Below are 20,497 nucleotides of genomic sequence, written 5' to 3' on the forward strand. Positions count from 1 at the left end.
ACGGTCCTGCGCTCGGCGGCTACAGTGGAGCCGTGTCTGCCGCTCCCCTGCACGTCCTGCTGCTCAGCCTGCACACCTCTCCCCTCGAACAACCGGGGTCGGGCGACGCGGGCGGGATGAACGTCTACGTGCGCCAGCTCGCCGGGGCCCTCGTGGACGCCGGGCACACCGTGGACATGGCCACCCTGGACCGCGGCACGGGCGCGCCGCGCACCGCCGGGGTGCAGGTCACCGGGATCCGCGAGGGCCTGCGGCTGCTCACGGTCTCGCTGCCCGGTGCGGCCGGCGCCGTGAAGGAGGAGCTGCCGCACCTCACCTCCGCCTTCGCGGACGTGCTCCGCGGCCACGCGCCCCGGCCGGACGTGGTGCACGCCCACTACTGGCTCTCCGGTGCCGCGGGCCGGGAGCTGGCCGACGACTGGGGCGTTCCCCTGGTCCTCACCCTGCACACCACGGCCCGCGGCAAGAACCTGCGGACCCGGACCGGGGAGGGGCTGGAGCCGGACTCCCGGGCCGCCGCCGAGGCGGAGCTGATCGGGCGCGCCGAGGCCACGGTGGTCAACACCTGCACCGAGGCCCTGCAGATGGTCGAGCTCTACGACGCCGACCCGGCGCGCCTGACCGTGATCACCCCCGGCGTCGACCTCTCCGCCTTCTCCCCGGCCCCCCGCGGGCCCCGCCCGGACGAGCCGCGGCCGGGCACGCCCGGGCGGCCGCTGCGGCTGCTCTTCGCCGGCCGGCTGCAGGCGCTCAAGGGGCCGCACGTGCTGGTCGACGCGCTCGCGCAGCTGCGCTCGGAGGCGCCGGGGCTGCCGGTGGAGCTGGACGTCGTGGGCGTCGGCACCCGGGGGTTCACGACGCGGCTGCGGGAGCGCGTGCACGAGCTCGGGCTGGAGGACGTGGTGCGCTTCGGCCCGGCCCTGCCGGCCCCGCAGCTCGCGGCCCGGATGCGCGGCGCCGACCTCGTGGCCGTCCCCTCCTCCTCCGAGACCTTCGGCCTGGTGGCCCTGGAGGCCCAGGCCTGCGGCACCCCCGTGCTGGCCACGGACGTGGACGGGCTGCGCACCGCGGTGCTCGACGGCGTCACCGGCCGGCTCGTGCCGGACCGCGAGCCGGGGTCGTGGGCGGGGGCCGTCCTGGAGCTCGCCCGGGACCCCGAGGCCCTGGCACGGATGGGCGCCGCCGCGGCCCGGCGCGCCCGGGAGCACTCCTGGGAGCGCACCGCCCTGGCCACGGCCGCGGTCTACGCCCGGATCCAGGACCGGGTGCGGATACGCCACGGTAGCCGGCGGGGCCTGAATACACTCGAACGGTGACGACTTCCCTCCTCCCCGCCGCAGACCTCGCCCGCCACCTCGACCGCCACCGCCTCACCGGAGCGGTGGCCACCCCGCGGGAGGCGAACCTGCGCAACATCCAGGGCTTCCTCGACGGCGACCAGCACCAGCACATGGGCGTGGTGCGCACCCGCGAGTGGTCCTACGACGACGTGTTCGCGCTGATGCGCGACCGGGTCGGCATCTCGCCCGACCGCTCGCACGTCGAGGGCCAGGACACGATCTCCGCCGAGCTGGCCCTCGCCGCGCTGGAGCGCTACGCGCGGGTCCTCGGGGAGGTCGTCGCCGCGGGCGGCCGCGTGCTGTTCGCCACCGGCCACCCGGCCGGGCTGTTCCCCGTCTACGCCCAGCTGGCCCGCGTGGCCCGCCGCGCGGGCGCCCACGTCGTGCAGGTCCCGGACGGCTTCCCCTTCGAGGACGGGCAGGTGCGCCAGATCATGCAGGTGGTGATGGTGGAGCAGTACGGGGGGCTGCGGCACACCCACTTCCCCGGACCCATGTCCCTGGCCCTGGAGAAGCTGCGCCGCGACGGGCAGAACCCGCCCGACCTCGTGGTCGCCGACCACGGCCTCGCCGGGGCGGCCGGCTCCCGCGGCCTGCGCACGATCGCGATCGCCGACTGCAACGACCCCGGCGTGTTCGTGGCCGAGGCACAGGGCCAGGTGGAGGTCGCCGTCCCCCTCGACGACAACCTCGCGCCGCGCGTCTACGACCCGGTCACCGCGTTCGTGCTGCACCACGCCGGCCTGGAGGACTACGTCTAGGTCCCCTGCGGACCGGCCCGGCGCCGTCGGACCCCACGGAACCGGCGCCCGTGGAGCACCGGTCCGCCCCGCGACGGGACGGACCGGTGCTCCACGGGCGGGCCGGGCCTACTTGAGCAGGCCCTGCAGGATGTTGCGGGGCCGCTGCATCTCGCCGTGCTTGGCGCCCAGCACCACCACCGTGCCGGCCAGCACGGGAATGGTCCACTGCAGGACCTTCAGCTGCTTCTGGGCGGAGGCCAGCTCGGGAGAGGCACCGGCGTGGGGCTCGGTGGCGCCCTCGGCGCCCTCGTGGGCCAGCGCCTCGACCTTCTTGCCGGGCACGCGGGAGTACAGCGTGAGAGCCGCGCCCACGACGGTGACGGCCCCCTTGAGCACGGTGTTCCGCGTGACGCCGTCCTGACCGGCCAGGCGGCCCTTGTTCTGGTAGATGATCGCCGCGCCGGCCACGCCGTGGGCGATCAGGGCCGCGGCCTGCACGGGAGCCCACTTCTTCCAGCCGATGTTGGACAGGCGGGTCCGCTCCTGCGGGTCCTTGGCGGCGGCGGCCGCCCCGTTGAGGCCGACGGCGCCCATGAGGGAGCCCCCGAACCAGGCGGCGGCGGTGAGATCGTGGATGGACCGGGTGAGGTACTCGTTGTCTGACATGCTGCACTTCCTCGTGGTTGTCGTGCGCGAGCCGATGGAACCGGGAGATCCCCGGAAACAAGGGTGCTTACTGTCTATCATCACGCTCCGACACAGGGAACCCCTGGCACCCGTCCTCGCTCCGCGTTCCCCGGAGCGCGCTCGGGGTCGCTACCGCCTCGGGTGCCGTCGGACCGGGGACGCTACCGGTGCAGGCCCTGCAGGACGGTGCGGGGCCGCTGCGTCTCGCCGTGCCCGGCGCCCAGCACCACCACGGCACCGGCCAGGACCGGGTTGACCCACTGCAGGACCTTCAGCTGCTTCTGGGCGGAGGCCAGCTCGGGAGAGGCACCGGCGTGGGGCTCGGTGGCGCCCTCGGCGCCCTCGTGGGCCAGCGCCTCGGCCCTCCTCCCGGCGACCCCGGCCCAGGCCGAGCCCACGACACCGACCACCGTCACGGCGGCCTTGAGCAGGGTGCGCCGCGGAACGCCGTCCTGACCGGCCGGCCGGCCCCTGTTCTGGTGGGCGAGCGCCGCGCCGGCCACGCCGTGGATGATCAGCGCCGCGGCCTCCACCGGCTGCCACTTCCTCCAGCCCACGCCGGAGAGGTGGATCCGCTCCTGCGGGTCCACGGCGGCCGCGGCCGCCCCGTTGAGGCCGACGGCGCCCATGAGGGAGCCGCCGAACCAGGCGGCGGCGGTGAGGTCGTGGACGGACCGGGTGAGGTGCCCGTGGTCCGGCATGCTGCACCTCCTCGTGGTCGGCCGGTGGGACCCGGCGCGGAGCGGACGGATCGGCAGGGGAAGGACTCGATTCCTATCACTCCCCGGGCCGTAGCGGAACCCCTGACGGGCGTGTGACCGCTTCACGGCTCGCCCGCGCGCACAGCGCCGACAGCAGTCCCCGTGCTCACAGTGCCGTCATCAGCAGCCCGAGGGCCAGGACCAGGAAGAGACCGCCCGCCACGAGCTCCACCGCGGCGCCGTGCCGGCGGAAGCCCGCGGCCAGGCGCTCCACCGAGCCCACCCACGCCACCGCGGTGAACCAGGCCAGGCCCACTCCGACGAGCAGCACGAAGACCAGGGCGGTCTCCCACCACCGGGCTCCGGCCGGGACCACGTTGGCGAACAGCGCCACGAAGAAGACGATGGCCTTGGCGTTGGACAGGTTGGTCACGAGCCCCAGGACGAACGCCCGGGCCGGTCCGGGCGCGCGGCCGACGGCACGGTCGGGCGCCGCCGGCCGCGGCGGCGCCCCCGCACCCTGCGCGGCAAGTCCGGCGCCTGCCGGCACCGGAGCGGGCGCGGTCCGCGCGGCGAGTCCGGCGCGGATCCCGCCCACCCCCAGCCAGCCGAGGAACAGCGCCCCCGCCACCTGGACGATCCGCTGCGCTGTGTCGGCCTGGCCGATCAGGACGGTGACGCCCGTGAGGGACAGCGTGATCCACACGAGGTTGCCGGTCATCACGCCGAGCGCGGTGAGCACCCCGGCCGTGCGGGAGCCCAGCGACGAGTTGCGCAGGATCACCAGGACGTCGGGGCCGGGGGCGACGATCCCGGCGATCCACAGCCCGAGCAGGGCGAGGTACTGCGAGGCGTCCACGGCCTACCGGGCCCCGCGGCTCACGCGTGCTTGGATTCCTGGGCGCCCGCCCAGATGTTGATGTCGGAGTCGGTGGCCAGCCGGTCGATCGCCCCGAGCTCCTCCGGGGTGAACGAGAGGTTCCGCACCGCGCCCACGCTGTCCTCGAGCTGCTCCGGGGAGGAGGCGCCCACCAGCGCCGTGGTCACCTGCCCGTCCTGCTGCTCGCGCAGCACCCACGCGATCGCCATCTGGGCCAGGCTCTGCCCGCGCCCGGCGGCGATCTCGTGGAGCCCGCGGACCTTCTCGAGGGTCGTGTCCGTGAGCCACTCCGGGTTCAGCGACTTCTCCGCCGCGGCCCGGGAGCCCTCCGGGATCCCGCCGAGGTAGCGGTCCGTGAGCATGCCCTGGGCCAGCGGGGAGAACACGATCGAGCCCATCCCGGCCTCGGTCAGCGCCCCCAGCAGCGAGGTCCCCGAGGGACCGGGGGCCTCGACCCACCGGTTGAGCATCGAGTAGGAGGGCTGGTGGATCAGCAGCGGGGTGCCGAGCTCGCGCATGATCTGCTGGGCGCGCAGGGTCAGCTCCGCGTTGTAGGAGGAGATCCCCACGTAGAGCGCCCGGCCCGAGCGCACGATGTGGTCCAGGGCCCGCATGGTCTCCTCGAGGGGGGTGTCGGGGTCCGGGCGGTGGTGGTAGAAGACGTCCACGTAGTCCAGGCCCATCCGCCGCAGGGACTGGTCCAGCGAGGACACCAGGTACTTGCGGGAGCCGCCGAAGCCGTACGGTCCCGGCCACATGTCCCACCCGGCCTTCGAGGAGATCACCAGCTCGTCCCGGTACGGCGCGAAGTCCTGCTTCAGGATCGTGCCGAAGTTCAGCTCCGCGGCGCCGGCGGGCGGGCCGTAGTTGTTCGCGAGGTCGAAGTGGGTGACGCCGAGGTCGAAGGCCCGGCGCAGCGTGGCCCGCTGGGTGCCGAGCGGCTTGTCGTCGCCGAAGTTGTGCCACAGGCCCAGGGAGATCACGGGCAGCTTGAGCCCGGAGTCCCCCACGCGCCGGTAGGGCATGTTCTCGTAGCGGTCCTCGGCGGCGAGGTATCGGGCATCGGGTCCGTAGGTGAGCACGGCAGCCTTTCGTGAGGGGGAAGCGTTCCGGGCGGGGTCGCGGCGGCTCAGTAGCGCACCACGGCCGCGCCGTGGGCGGGCAGGGCGGCGACGGTGCTGCCGCCGGGCCCCGAGGTGAGGGACACGTCGCCGGAGCGGAAGAGCACCTCGGCGTCCGGGCGGCCGGGGAACGGGGCCTGCACCGCGTCGGCCCCGAAGTTCAGCAGCACCGCGACCCCGTGGTCGGAGCCCGGTGCCGCGGGCCGGCGGAGCACGAACCAGCGCGCGGACTCGTCGAAGTCCGTGCCGATCGTCGCGAACCGCGGGTCGGTGAGCTCCGGCACGGCGCGCCGCAGCGCGATGAGCTCGCGGTAGGCCGCCAGCACCCGGGCGTGGTCCCCCCGGCCGGGCTCGTCCCAGTCCAGCTTCGAGTCCGCGAACGTGCTGGGCGCCTGGGGGTCCGGGACGGTGGACTCGTCCCAGCCCATGGCCGCGAACTCCGCCTTGCGGCCCTTCGCCACGGCCTCGCCCAGCTCCGGCTCGGGGTGGGCCGTGAAGAACTGCCACGGGGTGGACGCGCCCCACTCCTCCCCCATGAACAGCATCGGGGTGAACGGCTGGGTGAGCAGGACCGTGGCGCCGAGCACCAGCTGGTCGGCCGAGAGGCTCGCGCTGATCCGGTCCCCGGCGGCCCGGTTGCCCACCTGGTCGTGGTTCTGGATGCAGGTGACGAACTGCCACGGGCTCACGCGCTGCTTGTCGACCGGCCGGCCGTGGTGGCGGCCGCGGAAGACCGACATGGTGCCGTCGTGGTAGAACGCGTCCCGCATGACCTTGTCCAGGGTGGCCAGCGCCGCGAAGTCCGCGTAGTAGCCCTGCGTCTCCCCCGTCAGCGCCACGTGCGCGGCGTGGTGGAAGTCGTCGAGCCACTGCCCGGTCATGCCCATGCCGTTGGCGGTGGTCGGGGTGATCATCCGGTGGTCGTTGAGGTCGGACTCCGCGACGGTGAACAGCGGCTTGCCCGTCTCCACGCCCACCCGCTCCACGAGCTCGGCGATCTCCTCGAGGATGTGCACGGCCCGGTGGTCCTGCAGCGCGTGCACCGCGTCGAGGCGGAACCCGTCCACGTGGTAGTCGCGCAGCCACATCTCCACGTTGTCGAGGATGTAGTCGCGCACCCCGTCCGAGCCCCACCCGTCAAGGTTGATGAGGTCGCCCCACGTGCTGGAGCCCGGCTTGAAGTAGTCGGCGAACAGGGGCAGGTAGTTCCCGGACGGGCCCAGGTGGTTGTAGACCACGTCCTGGATCACGCCGATCCCCCGCTGGTGGCACGCGTCCACGAAGCGCTGGTAGGCCGCGGGCCCGCCGTAGGACTCGTCCACGGTGTACCAGAGGACGCCGTCGTAGCCCCAGTTGTGCTCGCCGTTGAACCCGTTGACGGGCAGCAGCTCCACGAAGTCCACGCCGAGCTCCGCGAGGTGGTCGAGCCGCTCGACCGCCGAGTCGAGGGTGCCCCCGGGGGTGAACGTGCCGATGTGCAGCTCGTAGACCACGGAGCCGGCGAGGGTCCGGCCCGTCCACGCGGTGTCGCCCCACCGGTGCGCGGAGGGGTCGAAGGTGCAGGAGAGGTCGTGCACGCCCTGCGGCTGGCGGCGCGAGCGCGGGTCCGGCAGTACCTCGGAGACCTGCGAGCGCTCCTCGGCGGTGCCCTCGTCGAAGGTCTTGCCCAGGACGTAGCCGTAGCGGACGGTCCCCGTGGGGACGTCGGCGTCGTCGGGCAGGGTCCACCAGCCGTCGCGGCGGGCGGCGGGACCCTCCGGGGAGCCCACGGGCAGCGAGGCCGCCGGGACCATGTCGTGGTCGTCTCCCTCGATCCGCACGGTCACGGACCTGGCGTGCGGGGCCCAGACGTCGAAGCGGTTGAGGTGGTCACGGGTGTTCATGGAGGTTCAGGAGTCCTTCCGGCGCAGCAGCGCCACGGGGTAGTCGGACAGCAGCACGGACAGCGCCACGGTGCCCGTGAGCGGGCGGTGCGTGAGCACGTCCTCGAAGTCGCCCTCGGGCAGCGCGAGGGTCTCGTCGGTGAAGCCGCCCCGGGCCGCGAGGCCCAGGGGCAGACGGGTGGCCACGGTGACGGCGCCGCCGCGGTCGAAGGCGAAGACGTGCCCGGCCAGCGGGCCGGAGGCGCTCAGCGGGGTGTAGCCGCCGAACAGCTCCGGGTGGTCGCGGCGCAGCCGCAGGGCGCGGCTGGTGACGAGCAGCTTGGCCGCGGCGTCAGGGCCCACGGCCGGGATACCGTCCGCGGTCCCGCCCACGGGCGTGTCCAGCCGGGCAAGCTTCGCGACCCGCTCCTCGAAGTCCACGGGACGGCGGTTGTCGGGATCCACGAGGGACTCCGCCCACAGCTCGGAGCCCTGGTAGACGTCGGGGACGCCGGGCATCGTGAGCTGGACCAGCTTGGCGGCCAGCCCGTTGCTCCAGCCGGCCTCCGTGACGTGCTGGGCGAAGCCCTCGACGACGGCCCGCATCTCCGGGTCGTGGAGGACGAGCTCGATGAACCGCACGAGCCGGTCCTCGAAGTCCGGGTCCCCGTCGACCCAGGCGGTCGAGTTCCCGGCCTCGCGGGCGGCCTTGAGCGCGTAGTCGACCGTGCGCTCCTGCGAGATCGGCCAGGCGCCCACCACGGCCTGCAGCACGAGGTTGAGCAGCGGTCCGTCGCCCACCCGGACGCCGGCCTCCTCCGCGAGCCTGCGCACGGTGCCGACCACGCCGGCCCACTGCTCGCCGGCCTCGGCGAGCACCGTGATCCGGGCGCGCACGGCCTCGGAGCGCTTGGTGTCGTGGGTGGACAGCGTGGTCATCGCCAGGGGCTCCTCGGCGGCCCGGCGGGCGAGCTCGGCGTGGGCCTCCTCGGGCGTCACCGCGAAGTGCGACGGGTCGCCGCCCACCTCGGTCAGGGACGTGAGGCGGGGGAAGCGGTAGAAGGCGGTGTCCTCCACGCCCTTGGCCATGACCATGCCGGAGGTCTGCTGGAAGCGGCGCGCCAGCTCCCCGAGCTCGGCACCGTCCCGGGCGTCCACCCCGAGCAGCTCGCCCAGGGTGCTGATCGGCCCGGCCAGGTCGGGCCGATGCCCGCGGGCGGCGTCGAGCGCGGCCCGCAGGTGCTCGGCGCCCTCGGGCAGGTAGCTGCGGTAGACGGGGAAGTTCGCGAGGATCTCCGCGAGGGCGTCCACAGCCTCGTCGGGGTCGAGCCCGGCGTCGGCGGGCACGGCCCGGGCGAGGCGCCGGACCTCGGCCTGCAGGGCGGCGTCGGCCATGGCGCGCTTGGTGCCGTGGATCATCTCGTCCCAGTGCACGGGCTCCCCGCCGCGCAGCCGGGCGTCGAGGCTCGTGAGCGCGTACTCCCCCGCCGGGTCGGTGAGCAGCCGGTCGATCACGCCGAGGGCGTCGTAGCCCGTGGTGCCCTCCGTGGCCCAGTCCCCGGGCAGGCGCTCGCCGGGCTCCAGGATCTTCTCGACGACGACGTAGGCGCCGCCGGTGAGCTCCCGGAGCTGCTCGAGGTACTCCCGAGGGTCGCGCAGCCCGTCGGGGTGGTCGATGCGCAGCCCGTCGACGAGGCCCTCGTCGATCCACCGCTTGATCTCGGCGTGGGACGCCTCGAAGACCTCGGGATCCTCGACGCGCACGCCCGCGAGCGTGGCCACGGTGAAGAAGCGCCGGTAGTTCAGCTCGGCGTCCCCGCGGCGCCAGTCGACCAGCTCGTAGTGCTGGCGGTCGTGGACGTCCTTCGGGTCGTCGCCCTCGGCCCAGGTGCCCTCCGCCAGCGGATAGGTGTTCTCGTAGTAGCGCAGCGTGCCGTCCTCGACGCGCAGCTGGTCGAGCTCGCCGTCGCCGTCGCCCAGCACCGGGATCAGGACCTTGCCGCCGCCGGCCTCCCACTCGACGTCGAAGGCGTCGGCGTAGGGCGAGTCCGGCCCCTGCTCGAGCAGCGACCACCACCACGGGTTCTGCTCCGGGACGGCCACGCCCTGGTGGTTCGGGACGATGTCGACCAGCACGCCCATGCCCTGGGCGTGGGCCGCGTCGGCGAGCGCCCTGAGCCCGGCGGGGCCGCCGCGGACGGGGTCCACCTCGGCCGGGGACGCGACGTCGTAGCCGTGGTCGGAGCCGTCGACGGCCCGCAGGATCGGCGACAGGTAGACCCAGTCCGCGCCGAGGTCGTGGAGGTAGTCCACGAGCCCGGCCGCGCGGTCCAGCGTCAGGTCGGAGGTGATCTGGAGTCGGTAGGTCGAGGTAGGTGTGCGCACGGCACCAGTCTGTCGGCCCGGCCCCGGAAATGCCAGCAGGCTGTCGACCCGTGTCCGGGTCGACAGCCTGCCGGGCCGTCAGGTCACTGGTCCTGCGGCGACTTCGCGTACGCGGCCACGGAGGCGGCGACCGAGGCGTCGGGCTCGACCTCGGGGTCCTCGTAGGCGCGCAGCACGACCATCGACTTGCCTTCCAGGGTGATGGCGCTGCGGGCCCTGCGGACCTGCCCGTCGGCGTACTTGCCGGCGGTGTCGATGACCTCCTCCCACCGCTTGCCGTAGCGGACCGGCGGGAGCTTGCACTTCACGGGCTCCGGGTTGGAGTTGAAGTACACGATGAAGTTGACGTCCGTGATGGGCCGCCCGCGCATGTCCACACCGGCGATCCCGTGGCCGTTGAGCCACATGCCGAAGGACCGGGACAGGGGCTCGTCCCAGTCGGCCGGCTTCAGCGGGGCGCCGTCCGTGGTCAGCCACGCGATGTCCGGCATCGGGCGCCCGGTGTCCTCGTCGTCCATCTCCACGGGGCGGCCGTCGAAGAAGTTGGAGCGGCGGAACGTGGGGTGGTCGTGGCGCAGGTGGGTGACGGCGGCGACGAACTCGGTGAGCGGGCCGTCCATGGTGTCCCAGTTGATCCAGGACAGCTCGTCGTCGTGGCAGTAGGTGTTGTTGTTGCCGTCCTGGGTGCGGCCCAGCTCGTCGCCGTGCAGCACCATGGGCGTGCCCTGGGACAGCAGGAGGGTCCCCAGGAAGTTGCGCTGCTGGCGCGAGCGCAGGGCGAGCACCTCGGGGTCGTCGGTGGGGCCCTCCACGCCGCAGTTCCAGGAGCGGTTGTGGGACTCCCCGTCGTTGTTGCCCTCGCCGTTGGCCTCGTTGTGCTTCTCGTTGTAGGACACGAGGTCCCGCAGCGTGAAGCCGTCGTGGGCGGTGACGAAGTTGATCGAGGCGAACGGCCGCCGGCCGCTGTGCTCGTAGAGGTCCGCGGAGCCCGTGATCCGGGAGGCGAACTCCCCGAGGGTCGCGGGCTCACCGCGCCAGAAGTCGCGCACCGTGTCCCGGTACTTGCCGTTCCACTCCGTCCACTGGGCCGGGAAGTTGCCCACCTGGTAGCCGCCGGGGCCGACGTCCCACGGCTCGGCGATCAGCTTGACCTGCGAGACGACCGGGTCCTGCTGGACGAGCTCGAAGAACGTGGCCAGCTTGTCCACGTCGTAGAACTCGCGGGCCAGCGCGGAGGCGAGGTCGAAGCGGAAGCCGTCCACGTGCATCTCGGTCACCCAGTAGCGCAGGGAGTCCATGATCAGCTGCAGCGAGTGGGGGTGGCGGACGTTGAGCGTGTTGCCGGTGCCCGTGTAGTCCATGTAGAACTTCTCGTCACCCTCCACCGTCCGGTAGTAGGCCTGGTTGTCGATGCCCTTCATGGACAGCGTGGGGCCCAGGTGGTTGCCCTCGGCGGTGTGGTTGTACACCACGTCGAGGATGACCTCGATGTCCGCCTGGTGCAGGGCCTTGACCATGGCCTTGAACTCCTGGACCTGGCCGCCGAGGTCGTTGGTGGACTGGTACTCGTTGTGCGGGGCGAAGAACCCGATGGTGTTGTAGCCCCAGTAGTTGCGCAGGCCCTTCTCGAGCAGCGTGCTGTCCTGCACGAACTGGTGCACCGGCATGAGCTCGATGGCGGTGACGCCGAGCTTCTGCAGGTGGGCGATCACCGCGGGGTGGGCCACGCCGGCGTAGGTGCCGCGCTGCTCCTCGGGGACCTCCGGGTGCTGCTGGGTGAGCCCCTTGACGTGCGCCTCGTAGATCACCGACTTGTGGTACGGCGTGCGCGGGGTGCGGTCGCCCTCCCAGTTGAAGAACGGGTTGACCACCACGCTCATCATCATGTGGGGGGCCGAGTCCTCGTCGTTGAAGGAGTCCTCCTCGCCGAAGTTGTAGGAGAACAGCGGCTGGTCCCAGTCGATCTGCCCGGAGACGGCCTTGGCGTAGGGGTCGAGCAGCAGCTTCGACGCGTTGCAGCGCTGCCCCGCCGCGGGGTTCCACGGGCCGTGGACCCGGTAGCCGTAGCGCTGGCCGGGCTGCACCGTGGGCAGGTAGCAGTGCCAGACGTAGCCGTCCTCGGCGGTGACCTCGATCCGGGTCTCGGTGCCGTCCTCCTCGAACAGGCACAGTTCGACCTTCTCCGCGACCTCGCTGAAGAGGGCGAAGTTGGTGCCGGTGCCGTCGAAGGTGGCTCCGAGGGGATAGGGCTGACCGGGCCAGACTTCCATGTGGGTTCTCCTGTCGTACCGCCGGGCAGGGGGTCACCATCAGCGGGCTGGGTATGGGGCAAGTGGGTACAACCTTAGCCGGGACCGGCGGCGTCCGTGGCCGCCCGCCCGTCGGGCGCCCCTGTCAGGAGCCGTCGGGCGCCCCTGTCAGGAGCCGTCGGGCACCCCTGTCAGGAGCCGGAACGCAGCACGCGCCGGACATTGCCGGCCAGGACCGTCGGCGGGACGGGCCCGAGCCCGTCCACCCGGGACGCGCGGCCGTGGACGGCCACGGCGAGCGCGGCCGCCACCGCGAGGCGGGTGTCCCCGCAGGCCCAGTCCCCGGCCGCGGCGAAGGCGTCCGGGTTCTCGGCGCAGCCCGCGAGCGCCGCGCCCATGACCCCCGCGAGGGTGTCCCCGCTGCCGGCCGTGGCCAGCCAGGGGCTCCCGTCCGCCTGGGCGAGCAGCGTGCCGTCGGGAGCGGCCACGAGCGTGGTGGCTCCCTTGAGCACGACGACGGCGCCGGTGGCCTCCGCCGCCGCGCGCGCCCACCGGGCGGGCTCCGCCTCGATCGCGGCGCGGTCGGGGGCGTCCCCGACCCCGCGCAGCGCCGCCAGCCAGGCGAGGACCTGCTCGAGCTCCCCGGCGTGCGGGGTGAGCACCTTCCCCGGCCCCAGCGCCCCGTCGGCCGCGGCCCGGGCCGCGGCCGTGAGCGCACCGGCGTCGACGACGGCGGGCAGCCCGCCGGCGAGGACGGCGTCGATCCGGGACTCCTGGGCGGGGTCGCCCACGGCGCCGGGGCCCACGACCCACGCCTGGACGTGGACGTCGTCGGGGTGCTCCTCGGAGGCGACGACCTCCGGGCTGGTGAGGCACACGAGCCGGCGGGTCCCGGCGTCGCCGAGGTGGCGGACCATGCCGGCGCCGGCGTCCACGGCGGCGCGGGCGCACATCAGGGCGGCACCGGGGTAGGTGGGCGAGCCGGCCACGACGCCGACCACGCCCCGGGAGTACTTGTGCGACGCCGCTCCCGGCCGGGGCCACAGCGCCGCGACGTCGCCGGGCTCGAGGCGGCGCAGCGCGGGCCCGGTCAGGGCGTCCTCGATGCCGATGCGCACGGTGCGCACCTCGCCGCAGGACCGCTCGCCCGGGGGCAGGAACAGCCCGGCCTTCGCGCCGCCGAAGGTCACCGTCACGTCCGCGGGCAGGACCGGCCCGGAGACCGCGCCCGTGTCGGCCGAGACCCCCGAGGGCACGTCGCACGCCACGACGAGCGGGGCGCCCTCGTCCGGCCACCGGTCCAGGACCGTCCGGACCAGCTCCTCGGCGGCCCCGCGCAGCCCGCCCCGGGCGCCGGTGCCGAGCACGGCGTCGAGCACCAGGTCGGCGCCGAGCACGCGCTCGGGCCCCTCGTCCGCGCGGGCGTCCGCCAGGGACAGGACGCGCCCGCCCGCCGCAGTGAGCGCCGCGGCGCCCTCCGGGTGCAGCCGGTCCCCGACCGCCACGGCCAGCACCGCCGCCCCGCGCCGGGCGAGCTCCGCCCCGGCCCACAGGCCGTCCCCGCCGTTGTTGCCAGTCCCGGCCAGCACCACCACCCGTGCGCCGGCGACCCGGCCCCGGCGGGCGCGCAGGCGCTCCGCGCAAGCCAGGGCGAGCCCGTGGGCGGCCCGTCGCATCAGGGCGGGTCCCTCGCCCCGCTCGAGGAAGGGCGCCTCGGCGGCGCGGACCTGCGCGCCCGTGTACGCCGCGATCATGCCGTGCCCCCGTCCGCGGCGGGCTCCCCGGTGCGCTCGGCGATGACCATGGCCATCGCGATCCCGCCGTCGTGGGTCATGGTCAGGTGCCACCGGTCGATGCCCTGCCGGCGCGCCTCGTCCGCGACCGTCCCCTCGGTGCACAGCACCGGGGCCCCCGAGGGGTCCTTCTCGATCCAGCAGTGCTGCCAGATCATCCCCGGTGGGGCCTTGAGCGCCTTGGCCGCCGCCTCCTTCGCGGCGAAGCGCGCGGCCAGCGACCGGACGTGCAGGTCCCGCTCGAGCGGGGTGAACAGCCGGGCCACGAGGCCGGGGGTGCGGGCGATCTGCTCCTCGAAGCGGGCGATGTCCACCACGTCGATGCCGGTGCCGATGATCATGCCCCCACCCTAGCCACACCCGGCCGCGGCCCCCGACGGCCCGCCGCCCCGGGCGATCGGGACGGCGGGCCGTCGGGCTGCTCGACGGGGAGGGGCTACTCGACGGTGACGGACTTCGCGAGGTTGCGCGGCTGGTCCACGTCGTAGCCCTTCGCGGTGGCGAGCTCGCACGCGAAGATCTGCAGCGGCACCGTGGTCAGCAGCGGCTGGAGCAGCGTCGGGGACTGCGGGACGCGGAAGACGTGGTTCGCGTAGTCGGCGACGGCCTCGTCCCCCTCCTCGGCGATGACGATGGTCACCGCGCCGCGGGCGCGGATCTCCTGGATGTTGGAGACGACCTTCGCGTGCAGCGAGTCGCGCCCCCGCGGGGAGGGCACGATCACGAAGACCGGCTGCCCCTCCTCGATCAGGGCGATCGGGCCGTGCTTGAGCTCGCCGGCGGCGAAGCCCTCGGCGTGGATGTAGGCGATCTCCTTGAGCTTCAGGGCGCCCTCCAGGGCCACCGGGAAGCCGACGTGGCGGCCCAGGAAGAGCACGGAGGCCGCGTCCTTCATCGACTGTGCGAGGTCCTTGACGGCGCCCTGGGCGTCGATGACCTGCTGGATCTTGGCGGGCATGGTCTCGAGCTCGGCCAGGATGCCCGCGATCTCGTCCTTATACTTGTTGCCGCGCAGCTGGGCGAGGTAGAGCCCCAGGAGGTAGGCGGCGGTGATCTGGGCCAGGAACGCCTTGGTGGAGGCCACCGCGATCTCGGGCCCGGCGTGCGTGTAGAGCGCGGCGTCGGCCTCGCGCGGGATGGTGGAGCCGTTGGTGTTGCAGATCGCCACGACCTTGGCCCCCTGCTCCTGGGCGTGCCGGACCGCCATGAGGGTGTCCATGGTCTCGCCGGACTGGGACAGGGCGACCACCAGGGTGCGCTCGTTGACGATGGGGTCGCGGTAGCGGAACTCGTGGGCCAGCTCCACCTCGGTGGGGATCCGGCACCAGTGCTCGATCGCGTAGCGGGCGACCTGTCCCGCATAGGCGGCCGTGCCGCACGCGACGACGACGATCTTGTCCACCGAGCGGAGCACGGACTCGTCGATCTTCAGCTCGTCCAGGACCAGGTTGCCGTCCGGGTCCGTGCGGCCCATGAGGGTCTGCTCGACGGCCATGGGCTGCTCGTTGATCTCCTTCTCCATGAAGGAGGGGAAGCCGCCCTTCTCGGCGGCGGCCGCGTCCCACAGCACCTCGAAGGGCTTGCCCTCCGCCCGGTTGCCGTGGAAGTCGGTGATCTCGTACCCGTCGGCCGTGATGGACACGACCTGGTCCTGGCCCAGTTCCACGGCGCTGCGGGTGTAGTCGATGAACCCGGAGACGTCGGAGCCCAGGAAGTTCTCGCCCTCGCCCAGTCCGAGCACCAGCGGGGAGTTGCGGCGGGCGGCGACCACGCGCCCGGGGTGGTCCACGTGCACGGCGAGGAGCGTGAACGCGCCCTCCAGCCGGCGGGAGGCGACCTGCATGGCGGCGGTGAGGTCCTGGTCCCCGAGGTCGTTGTAGGTGTCCGCCAGCAGCACGGCGGCGACCTCGGTGTCGGTCTCCGAGAGGAACTCGTGGCCCTTCTCGACGAGCTCGCGCTTGATCTCGGCGAAGTTCTCGATGATGCCGTTGTGGATCACGGCCAGCCGGCCGCCGTCGACGACGTGCGGGTGGGCGTTGAGGTCGGACGGGCCGCCGTGGGTGGCCCAGCGGGTGTGGCCGATCCCCGTGGTGGAGCGCGGCAGCGGGTGCTCGCCCAGCTCCTGCTCGAGGTTGAGCAGCTTGCCGGCCTTCTTGCGGAAGCCGACGGTGCCGTCGGAGATCACGGCGACCCCGGCCGAGTCGTAGCCGCGGTACTCGAGGCGCCGCAGTCCTTCCACGAGGACGTCCAGGGCGTCGTGCCCGGCGGCGGTGCCGCGCTCGTCCGCGAGCTGGGAGGAGGGGCCCACATATCCAACGATTCCACACATGCGCTTCAGGGTACCGCATGGATCCGTGGCGTCCGGGCACGCCGGACCGGCGGCGGACGCACCTGTTTCCCGGGGGCGGCCGCCGCTCTGCGGCACGGGCCCCGGCGCGGCCCGGCGGTCCCCGCGGGACGGCCGACGGGCCCCCGGACGGTCCGGGGGCCCGTCGGCCGTCGAGCAGGAGGGACCGGGCCGGCGCCGCCCCCGCGCCGGGGGGGGGGGGGGGGCACCGCGTCAGTCGTTGACCTTCCCGAGCAGCTCGAGCACCTCGTCCGCGGTCCTCGCCTCGTCCAACTGCCGCACCTTCTCCTTGTTGCCGAAGATCTTCGCGACCCGGGACAGGATCGCGAGGTGCTCGTTGTCCTTGCCGGCGATGCCGATCACCCAGGTGACGGGCTTGCCGTTCCAGTCCAGCCCGTCCGGGTAGCGGACCACCGACAGGGCCGAGGAGCGGATGCTGTCCTTCGCGGCGTTGGTGCCGTGCGGGATGGCCAGGCCGTTGCCCATGAACGTGGACACCGACTGCTCGCGCTCGTGCATCGAGGCCACGTACGCGTCGGTGACGGCGCCGGCCGCCACGAGCAGGCCGCCGGCCTCGTCGATGGCCTGCTCGGCGTTCTGCGCACCGCCGTCCATCACGATCCGCTCCGTGGTCAGGATCGCCCCGGAGGGCTCCGCCACGTCGCCCGCGTCCCCGTCCGCCGCGGGTCCGCCGGTCGCGGCGGCGGCTGCGGTGCCGGCGCCGGCAGCGGCGCTCCCCTCCGCCGGAGCGCCGCCGGCGGGGACGGTGGCGCCGTTGCGCTGCTGGACGGCCTCCACGATCTCCTCGTAGCGGGGGCTGCCCATGAAGTTGTCCACCGTCACGACCGAGGCGCTGGGCACCTTCGGCCGGGCGCGGGTCGCCAGGTCCTGGTGGGTCACCACGATGTCGAAGTCGTCGGTGAGGTTGGCGATCGCCGCGTTCGTGACCTTGACGTCGCTGAAACCGGCTGCCTTCACCTTGTTGCGCAGCACCGAGGCCCCCATCGCGGAGGACCCCATCCCGGCGTCGCAGGCGAACACGATGTGGCGCACCGGCCCGCCCTCGGCCAGCGCCCGGGCGCTGTCGCCGCCGCTGTCGGCGCCGCCGCTGGTGCCCACGATGGCGGAGGAGACGGAGGACTTCTTGCCCTTCATGGTCTCCATCCGGGTGGTGGCCTCCGCGAGATCGCCCTCGCCCTTGTCCTTGGAGGCCTTCAGGATCACCGCCGCCACCAGGAACGTCACCACCGTGGCGATCGCCACACCGGACAGCACCCCCAGGTAATTGCCCACCGCCGGCGGGGTCTGGGCCATCAGGGCGATGATCGACCCCGGCGCCGCCGGAGCCTGCAGCCCCGCCCCCAGCACCGTGAAGGTCAGCACGCCCGAGGCGCCACCGGCGATCACGGCCAGGATCAGCGCCGGCTTCATCAGCACGTAGGGGAAGTAGATCTCGTGGATGCCGCCCACGAAGTGGATCAGCGCCGCGCCCGGGGCCGAGGCCCGGGCGGTGCCGCGGCCGAAGACCATGTAGGCGAGCAGGATCCCCAGCCCCGGGCCGGGATTGGCCTCCAGCAGGAACAGGATCGACTTGCCCTGCTCGAGGGCCTGGGTCGTGCCCAGCGGGGTGAGGATCCCGTGGTTGATCGCGTTGTTGAGGAACAGCACCTTCGCCGGCTCGATCAGGATCGAGGTCAGCGGCAGCAGGTTGTTGGCGACCAGGAAGTCCACGACCCGCGCCGCGGCGTTGGAGAACACCGTCACCGCCGGGCCCACCACGAAGAACCCGACGATCGCCATCGCCGCTCCGAAGATGCCGGCCGAGAAGTTGTTCACCAGCATCTCGAAGCCGGGCTTGATCTTCCCGTCCCAGATGCCGTCGATCTTCTTCATCAGCCAGGCCGTGAGCGGGCCCATGATCATCGCCCCGATGAACATCGGAATGCCCGCTCCCACGATCACCCCGGCCGTGGCGATGGCCCCGACCACTCCACCGCGCACGTCGTAGATCATCCGTCCGCCGGTGTAGGCGATCAGCAACGGCAGCAGATAGGTGATCATCGGCCCGACGAGCCCCGTGTACGGGACGCCCTCGGCGTCCTCGCCGAAGCCCCCGATCGGGCCGAAGGGCAGGAAGGGGCTCGTCTCGATGAACAGGGCCGTGATCAGGCCCCACGCGATGAACGCCCCGATGTTGGGCATGATCATGCCCGACAGGAACGTCCCGAACCGCTGCACGTGCGCCCGGGCCGCCTGCGACCGGCCGCCCGCCGGTGGTGTTGTCGTTCCTGTGGTCGTTGCCGTGGCCATGGTGCTGTCCTCGTTGTCGGGAGAGGTGGTGCTCGCTCCCCGCGGAGCGCACGCGCCCCGCGGGAACTGTGAGCTGTTCCACATGGAATGCCGGATCGTGGCCAAATCTACACCTGAGTACGCTCACTGTCTCCGGGCCGCGGCCCCTGACCCGCCGCGGTCTAGACTGTGGTCGATGACCGCATCTACGCTGAGCGAACGCACATCGCCCTTCGTGGAGCTCGACCGGCAGACCTGGTCGAGGCTCTCCCACGAGATCGACGTTCCTCTCACCTCCCAGGAGATCGAGAACCTGCGCGGCCTCGGCGACCGGCTCGACGTCGCAGAGGTCCGTGAGGTGTACCTGCCGCTCTCGCGGCTGCTCACCCTCTACGACGAGTCCTCCAACCGGCTCAACGCCTCGACGAACGCGTTCCTCGGGGAGGAGCACGCCCGGACGCCGTTCGTGATCGGCATCGCGGGCTCCGTGGCCGCCGGCAAGTCCACCACCGCCCGCCTGCTGCGGGAGCTGCTGTCCCGGTGGCCCTCCACCCCGAACGTCCAGCTCATCACCACGGACGGGTTCCTCCACCCCAATGCCGAGCTGCAGCGCCGCGGGCTCATGGACCGCAAGGGCTTCCCCGAGTCCTACGACCGCCGTGCCCTGCTCCGGTTCGTCGCGAAGATCAAGTCGGGCGCCCCCGACGTGCGCGCCCCGAAGTACTCGCACCACAGCTACGACATCGTGCCCGGCGAGGAGGTCGTGGTCACCCGCCCGGACGTCGTGATCATCGAGGGGCTCAACGTGCTCGCCCCCGCGAAGGTCGGCCCCGGGGACCGGGCCGCGCTGGCGCTGAGCGACTTCTTCGACTTTTCCATCTACGTGGACGCCCGGCCCTCGGACGTCGAGCGGTGGTACGTGGAGCGCTTCCAGGCCCTGCGCTACTCGGCCTTCGCCGACCCCGGTTCCTACTTCCACCGCTACGCCGACCTCTCCGACGCGGAGGCGGTGGCCACCGCCACCGGCATCTGGCGGCGGATCAACGAGCCCAACCTCATCGAGAACGTGCAGCCGACCCGCGGCCGCGCCCGGCTGATCCTCTCCAAGGAGTCCGACCACTCGATCCGACGCGTGCTGCTGCGCAAGAACTGATGGACGCCCCCCGGCGCAGCGCGCTCCTGCTCGTCGTCGCCGTGCTGCTCGGCGGGTGCGCGCCGGGCTCCGGGCCGGGCTCCGCCCCGCCCGACCCGGCCCGGGAGAGCCCTTCCACCGTCCCCTCCGGCACCGCGCCGTCCGGGACCCCGTCGTCCGGCGCTGCACCCTCCGGCGCCGCAGCCGCCGGCGATCCGCCCGCCGGCGGCACGGCTCCGACGGCGCCCGCGGACGGACCCGCCCCGTCCCGCCCGCCGGACCTGGACGATCCCGCCTCCCTGGCCGTCGTGGTCAACAAGCGCCGGCCCCTCTCCCCGCCGCACTGGGCCCCGCCGGTCCTCGAGGACGTCGAGGGGCACCGGCTGCGGCCCGAGGCCGCAGCGGCCGCCCGCGGGATGCTCGCGGCGGCCCGGGCGGACGGCGTGCCGATCCGGATCGTGTCGGGCTACCGCTCCTGGGCGGAGCAGTCGCAGACCTATGCCGGGTGGGTCGCGCAGAAGGGCGCCGGGGCCGCGGACGCCGTCTCCGCCCGGCCGGGCCACTCGGAGCACCAGACGGGTCTGGCCGTGGACGTCGGCGAGGGCGGCGGGTGCGACCTGCAGGTGTGCTTCGCCGGGACGTCCGCCGCCGCGTGGGTGGCCGAGCACGGGCCCGAGCACGGCTTCGTCGTGCGCTATCCGTGGGGCGAGGAGGCCACCACCGGCTACTGGTACGAGCCGTGGCACCTGCGCTACCTCGGTCCCGGGCGCGCGCAGGAGTTCGTGCGCTCGGGCGCCGCGACCCTGGAGGAGTTCTCCGGGCTGGGCCCGGCCCCCGACTACGGAACCCCAGCCCCGCGCTGATCCGGGCCCCGGCCACGGAGCGGCCGCCGGGGAGCTGCCGGGCCGCACCGGCGCGCAGCCTGCGGTGAGCCGGCGGAGAAGCTCACCGATTTCCGCCGGGAGGGC

The 20,497-nt window shown here is 73.3% G+C and carries 15 protein-coding genes; 4 read left to right on the forward strand and 11 right to left on the reverse strand.

Going from position 1 to position 20,497, the window contains the following annotated elements; all coding sequences use genetic code 11:
- Nucleotides 1-32: 32 nt before the first annotated feature.
- The gene (locus RE027_RS08015; protein WP_368807731.1) at nucleotides 33-1,316 is read left to right on the forward strand and encodes a glycosyltransferase; all 1,284 of its coding nucleotides are present in this window, start codon (nucleotides 33-35) and stop codon (nucleotides 1,314-1,316) included.
- On the forward strand, nucleotides 1,313-2,101 hold the full coding sequence (locus tag RE027_RS08020) for a phosphatase (RefSeq protein WP_368807732.1): 789 nt from the start codon (nucleotides 1,313-1,315) through the stop codon (nucleotides 2,099-2,101). Before RE027_RS08015 ends, RE027_RS08020 begins: the two co-directional genes overlap by 4 nt.
- Before the next feature lie 108 nt (nucleotides 2,102-2,209).
- Here the strand turns inward: RE027_RS08020 and RE027_RS08025 are convergent, their stop codons facing one another.
- The 11 genes from RE027_RS08025 to RE027_RS08075 all read right to left on the reverse strand — a co-directional run bounded on the left by RE027_RS08025 (nucleotide 2,210) and on the right by RE027_RS08075 (nucleotide 18,418).
- A complete protein-coding gene (locus RE027_RS08025; protein WP_368807733.1) occupies nucleotides 2,210-2,749 on the reverse strand; it encodes a hypothetical protein in 540 nt (179 codons plus the stop codon).
- A 182-nt stretch (nucleotides 2,750-2,931) separates the two neighbouring features.
- Entirely contained in the window at nucleotides 2,932-3,471 is a 540-nt protein-coding gene (locus RE027_RS08030; RefSeq protein WP_368807734.1) for a hypothetical protein, read from the reverse strand.
- 166 nt (nucleotides 3,472-3,637) lie between these two features.
- The gene (locus RE027_RS08035) at nucleotides 3,638-4,330 is read right to left on the reverse strand and encodes a LysE family translocator (RefSeq protein ID WP_368807735.1); all 693 of its coding nucleotides are present in this window, start codon (nucleotides 4,328-4,330) and stop codon (nucleotides 3,638-3,640) included.
- Nucleotides 4,331-4,350: 20 nt separating this feature from the next.
- On the reverse strand, nucleotides 4,351-5,433 hold the full coding sequence (gene mgrA / locus RE027_RS08040) for an L-glyceraldehyde 3-phosphate reductase (protein ID WP_368807736.1): 1,083 nt from the start codon (nucleotides 5,431-5,433) through the stop codon (nucleotides 4,351-4,353).
- A 47-nt stretch (nucleotides 5,434-5,480) separates the two neighbouring features.
- Nucleotides 5,481-7,355 carry a malto-oligosyltrehalose trehalohydrolase gene (gene treZ, locus RE027_RS08045; protein ID WP_368807737.1) on the reverse strand — a complete coding sequence of 625 codons (1,875 nt, stop codon included), beginning with the start codon at nucleotides 7,353-7,355 and terminating at the stop codon, nucleotides 5,481-5,483.
- A gap of 6 nt (nucleotides 7,356-7,361) precedes the next feature.
- The gene (gene treY, locus RE027_RS08050) at nucleotides 7,362-9,719 is read right to left on the reverse strand and encodes a malto-oligosyltrehalose synthase (RefSeq protein ID WP_368807738.1); all 2,358 of its coding nucleotides are present in this window, start codon (nucleotides 9,717-9,719) and stop codon (nucleotides 7,362-7,364) included.
- Nucleotides 9,720-9,802: 83 nt separating this feature from the next.
- Nucleotides 9,803-11,989, reverse strand: coding sequence for a glycogen debranching protein GlgX (gene glgX / locus RE027_RS08055; protein WP_368807739.1), 2,187 nt, complete (start codon nucleotides 11,987-11,989; stop codon nucleotides 9,803-9,805).
- Between the two features lie 170 nt (nucleotides 11,990-12,159).
- Nucleotides 12,160-13,722 (reverse strand): NAD(P)H-hydrate epimerase, encoded by a 1,563-nt coding sequence (locus RE027_RS08060; RefSeq protein ID WP_368807740.1) that lies wholly within the window; start codon nucleotides 13,720-13,722, stop codon nucleotides 12,160-12,162.
- Nucleotides 13,719-14,102, reverse strand: coding sequence for a holo-ACP synthase (locus RE027_RS08065; RefSeq protein WP_368807741.1), 384 nt, complete (start codon nucleotides 14,100-14,102; stop codon nucleotides 13,719-13,721). Before RE027_RS08065 ends, RE027_RS08060 begins: the two co-directional genes overlap by 4 nt.
- A gap of 95 nt (nucleotides 14,103-14,197) precedes the next feature.
- Nucleotides 14,198-16,090, reverse strand: a complete 1,893-nt coding sequence (glmS, locus tag RE027_RS08070; RefSeq protein ID WP_368807742.1) for a glutamine--fructose-6-phosphate transaminase (isomerizing) — start codon at nucleotides 16,088-16,090, stop codon at nucleotides 14,198-14,200.
- Nucleotides 16,091-16,321: 231 nt separating this feature from the next.
- The gene (locus RE027_RS08075; protein ID WP_387920907.1) at nucleotides 16,322-18,418 is read right to left on the reverse strand and encodes a PTS mannitol transporter subunit IICBA; all 2,097 of its coding nucleotides are present in this window, start codon (nucleotides 18,416-18,418) and stop codon (nucleotides 16,322-16,324) included.
- A 175-nt stretch (nucleotides 18,419-18,593) separates the two neighbouring features.
- Between RE027_RS08075 and coaA the strand changes: the two genes are divergently transcribed.
- Both coaA and RE027_RS08085 read left to right on the forward strand, forming a co-directional pair.
- Nucleotides 18,594-19,550: a type I pantothenate kinase gene (coaA, locus tag RE027_RS08080; RefSeq protein ID WP_368807743.1), complete on the forward strand. Its 957-nt coding sequence runs from the start codon at nucleotides 18,594-18,596 to the stop codon at nucleotides 19,548-19,550.
- Nucleotides 19,550-20,392 (forward strand): M15 family metallopeptidase, encoded by an 843-nt coding sequence (locus RE027_RS08085; RefSeq protein WP_368807744.1) that lies wholly within the window; start codon nucleotides 19,550-19,552, stop codon nucleotides 20,390-20,392. The genes coaA and RE027_RS08085 overlap by 1 nt, the downstream gene beginning before the upstream one ends.
- Nucleotides 20,393-20,497: the final 105 nt, after the last annotated feature.

The sequence above is a fragment of the Kocuria sabuli genome, assembly GCF_040981185.1.
In the GTDB taxonomy this organism is placed as follows: Bacteria; Actinomycetota; Actinomycetes; order Actinomycetales; family Micrococcaceae; genus Kocuria; species Kocuria sabuli.

Excerpts from the sequence above, each read along its gene's own strand:
- RE027_RS08025 (WP_368807733.1), bottom strand. The coding sequence starts at position 2,749 with ATGTCAGACAACGAGTACCTCACCCGGTCCATCCACGATCTCACCGCC.
- RE027_RS08030 (WP_368807734.1), bottom strand. The coding sequence starts at position 3,471 with ATGCCGGACCACGGGCACCTCACCCGGTCCGTCCACGACCTCACCGCC.
- treZ (WP_368807737.1), bottom strand. The coding sequence starts at position 7,355 with ATGAACACCCGTGACCACCTCAACCGCTTCGACGTCTGGGCCCCGCAC.
- glgX (WP_368807739.1), bottom strand. The coding sequence starts at position 11,989 with ATGGAAGTCTGGCCCGGTCAGCCCTATCCCCTCGGAGCCACCTTCGAC.
- RE027_RS08060 (WP_368807740.1), bottom strand. The coding sequence starts at position 13,722 with ATGATCGCGGCGTACACGGGCGCGCAGGTCCGCGCCGCCGAGGCGCCC.
- RE027_RS08065 (WP_368807741.1), bottom strand. The coding sequence starts at position 14,102 with ATGATCATCGGCACCGGCATCGACGTGGTGGACATCGCCCGCTTCGAG.
- glmS (WP_368807742.1), bottom strand. The coding sequence starts at position 16,090 with ATGTGTGGAATCGTTGGATATGTGGGCCCCTCCTCCCAGCTCGCGGAC.
- RE027_RS08075 (WP_387920907.1), bottom strand. The coding sequence starts at position 18,418 with ATGGCCACGGCAACGACCACAGGAACGACAACACCACCGGCGGGCGGC.
- coaA (WP_368807743.1), top strand. The coding sequence starts at position 18,594 with ATGACCGCATCTACGCTGAGCGAACGCACATCGCCCTTCGTGGAGCTC.
- RE027_RS08085 (WP_368807744.1), top strand. The coding sequence starts at position 19,550 with ATGGACGCCCCCCGGCGCAGCGCGCTCCTGCTCGTCGTCGCCGTGCTG.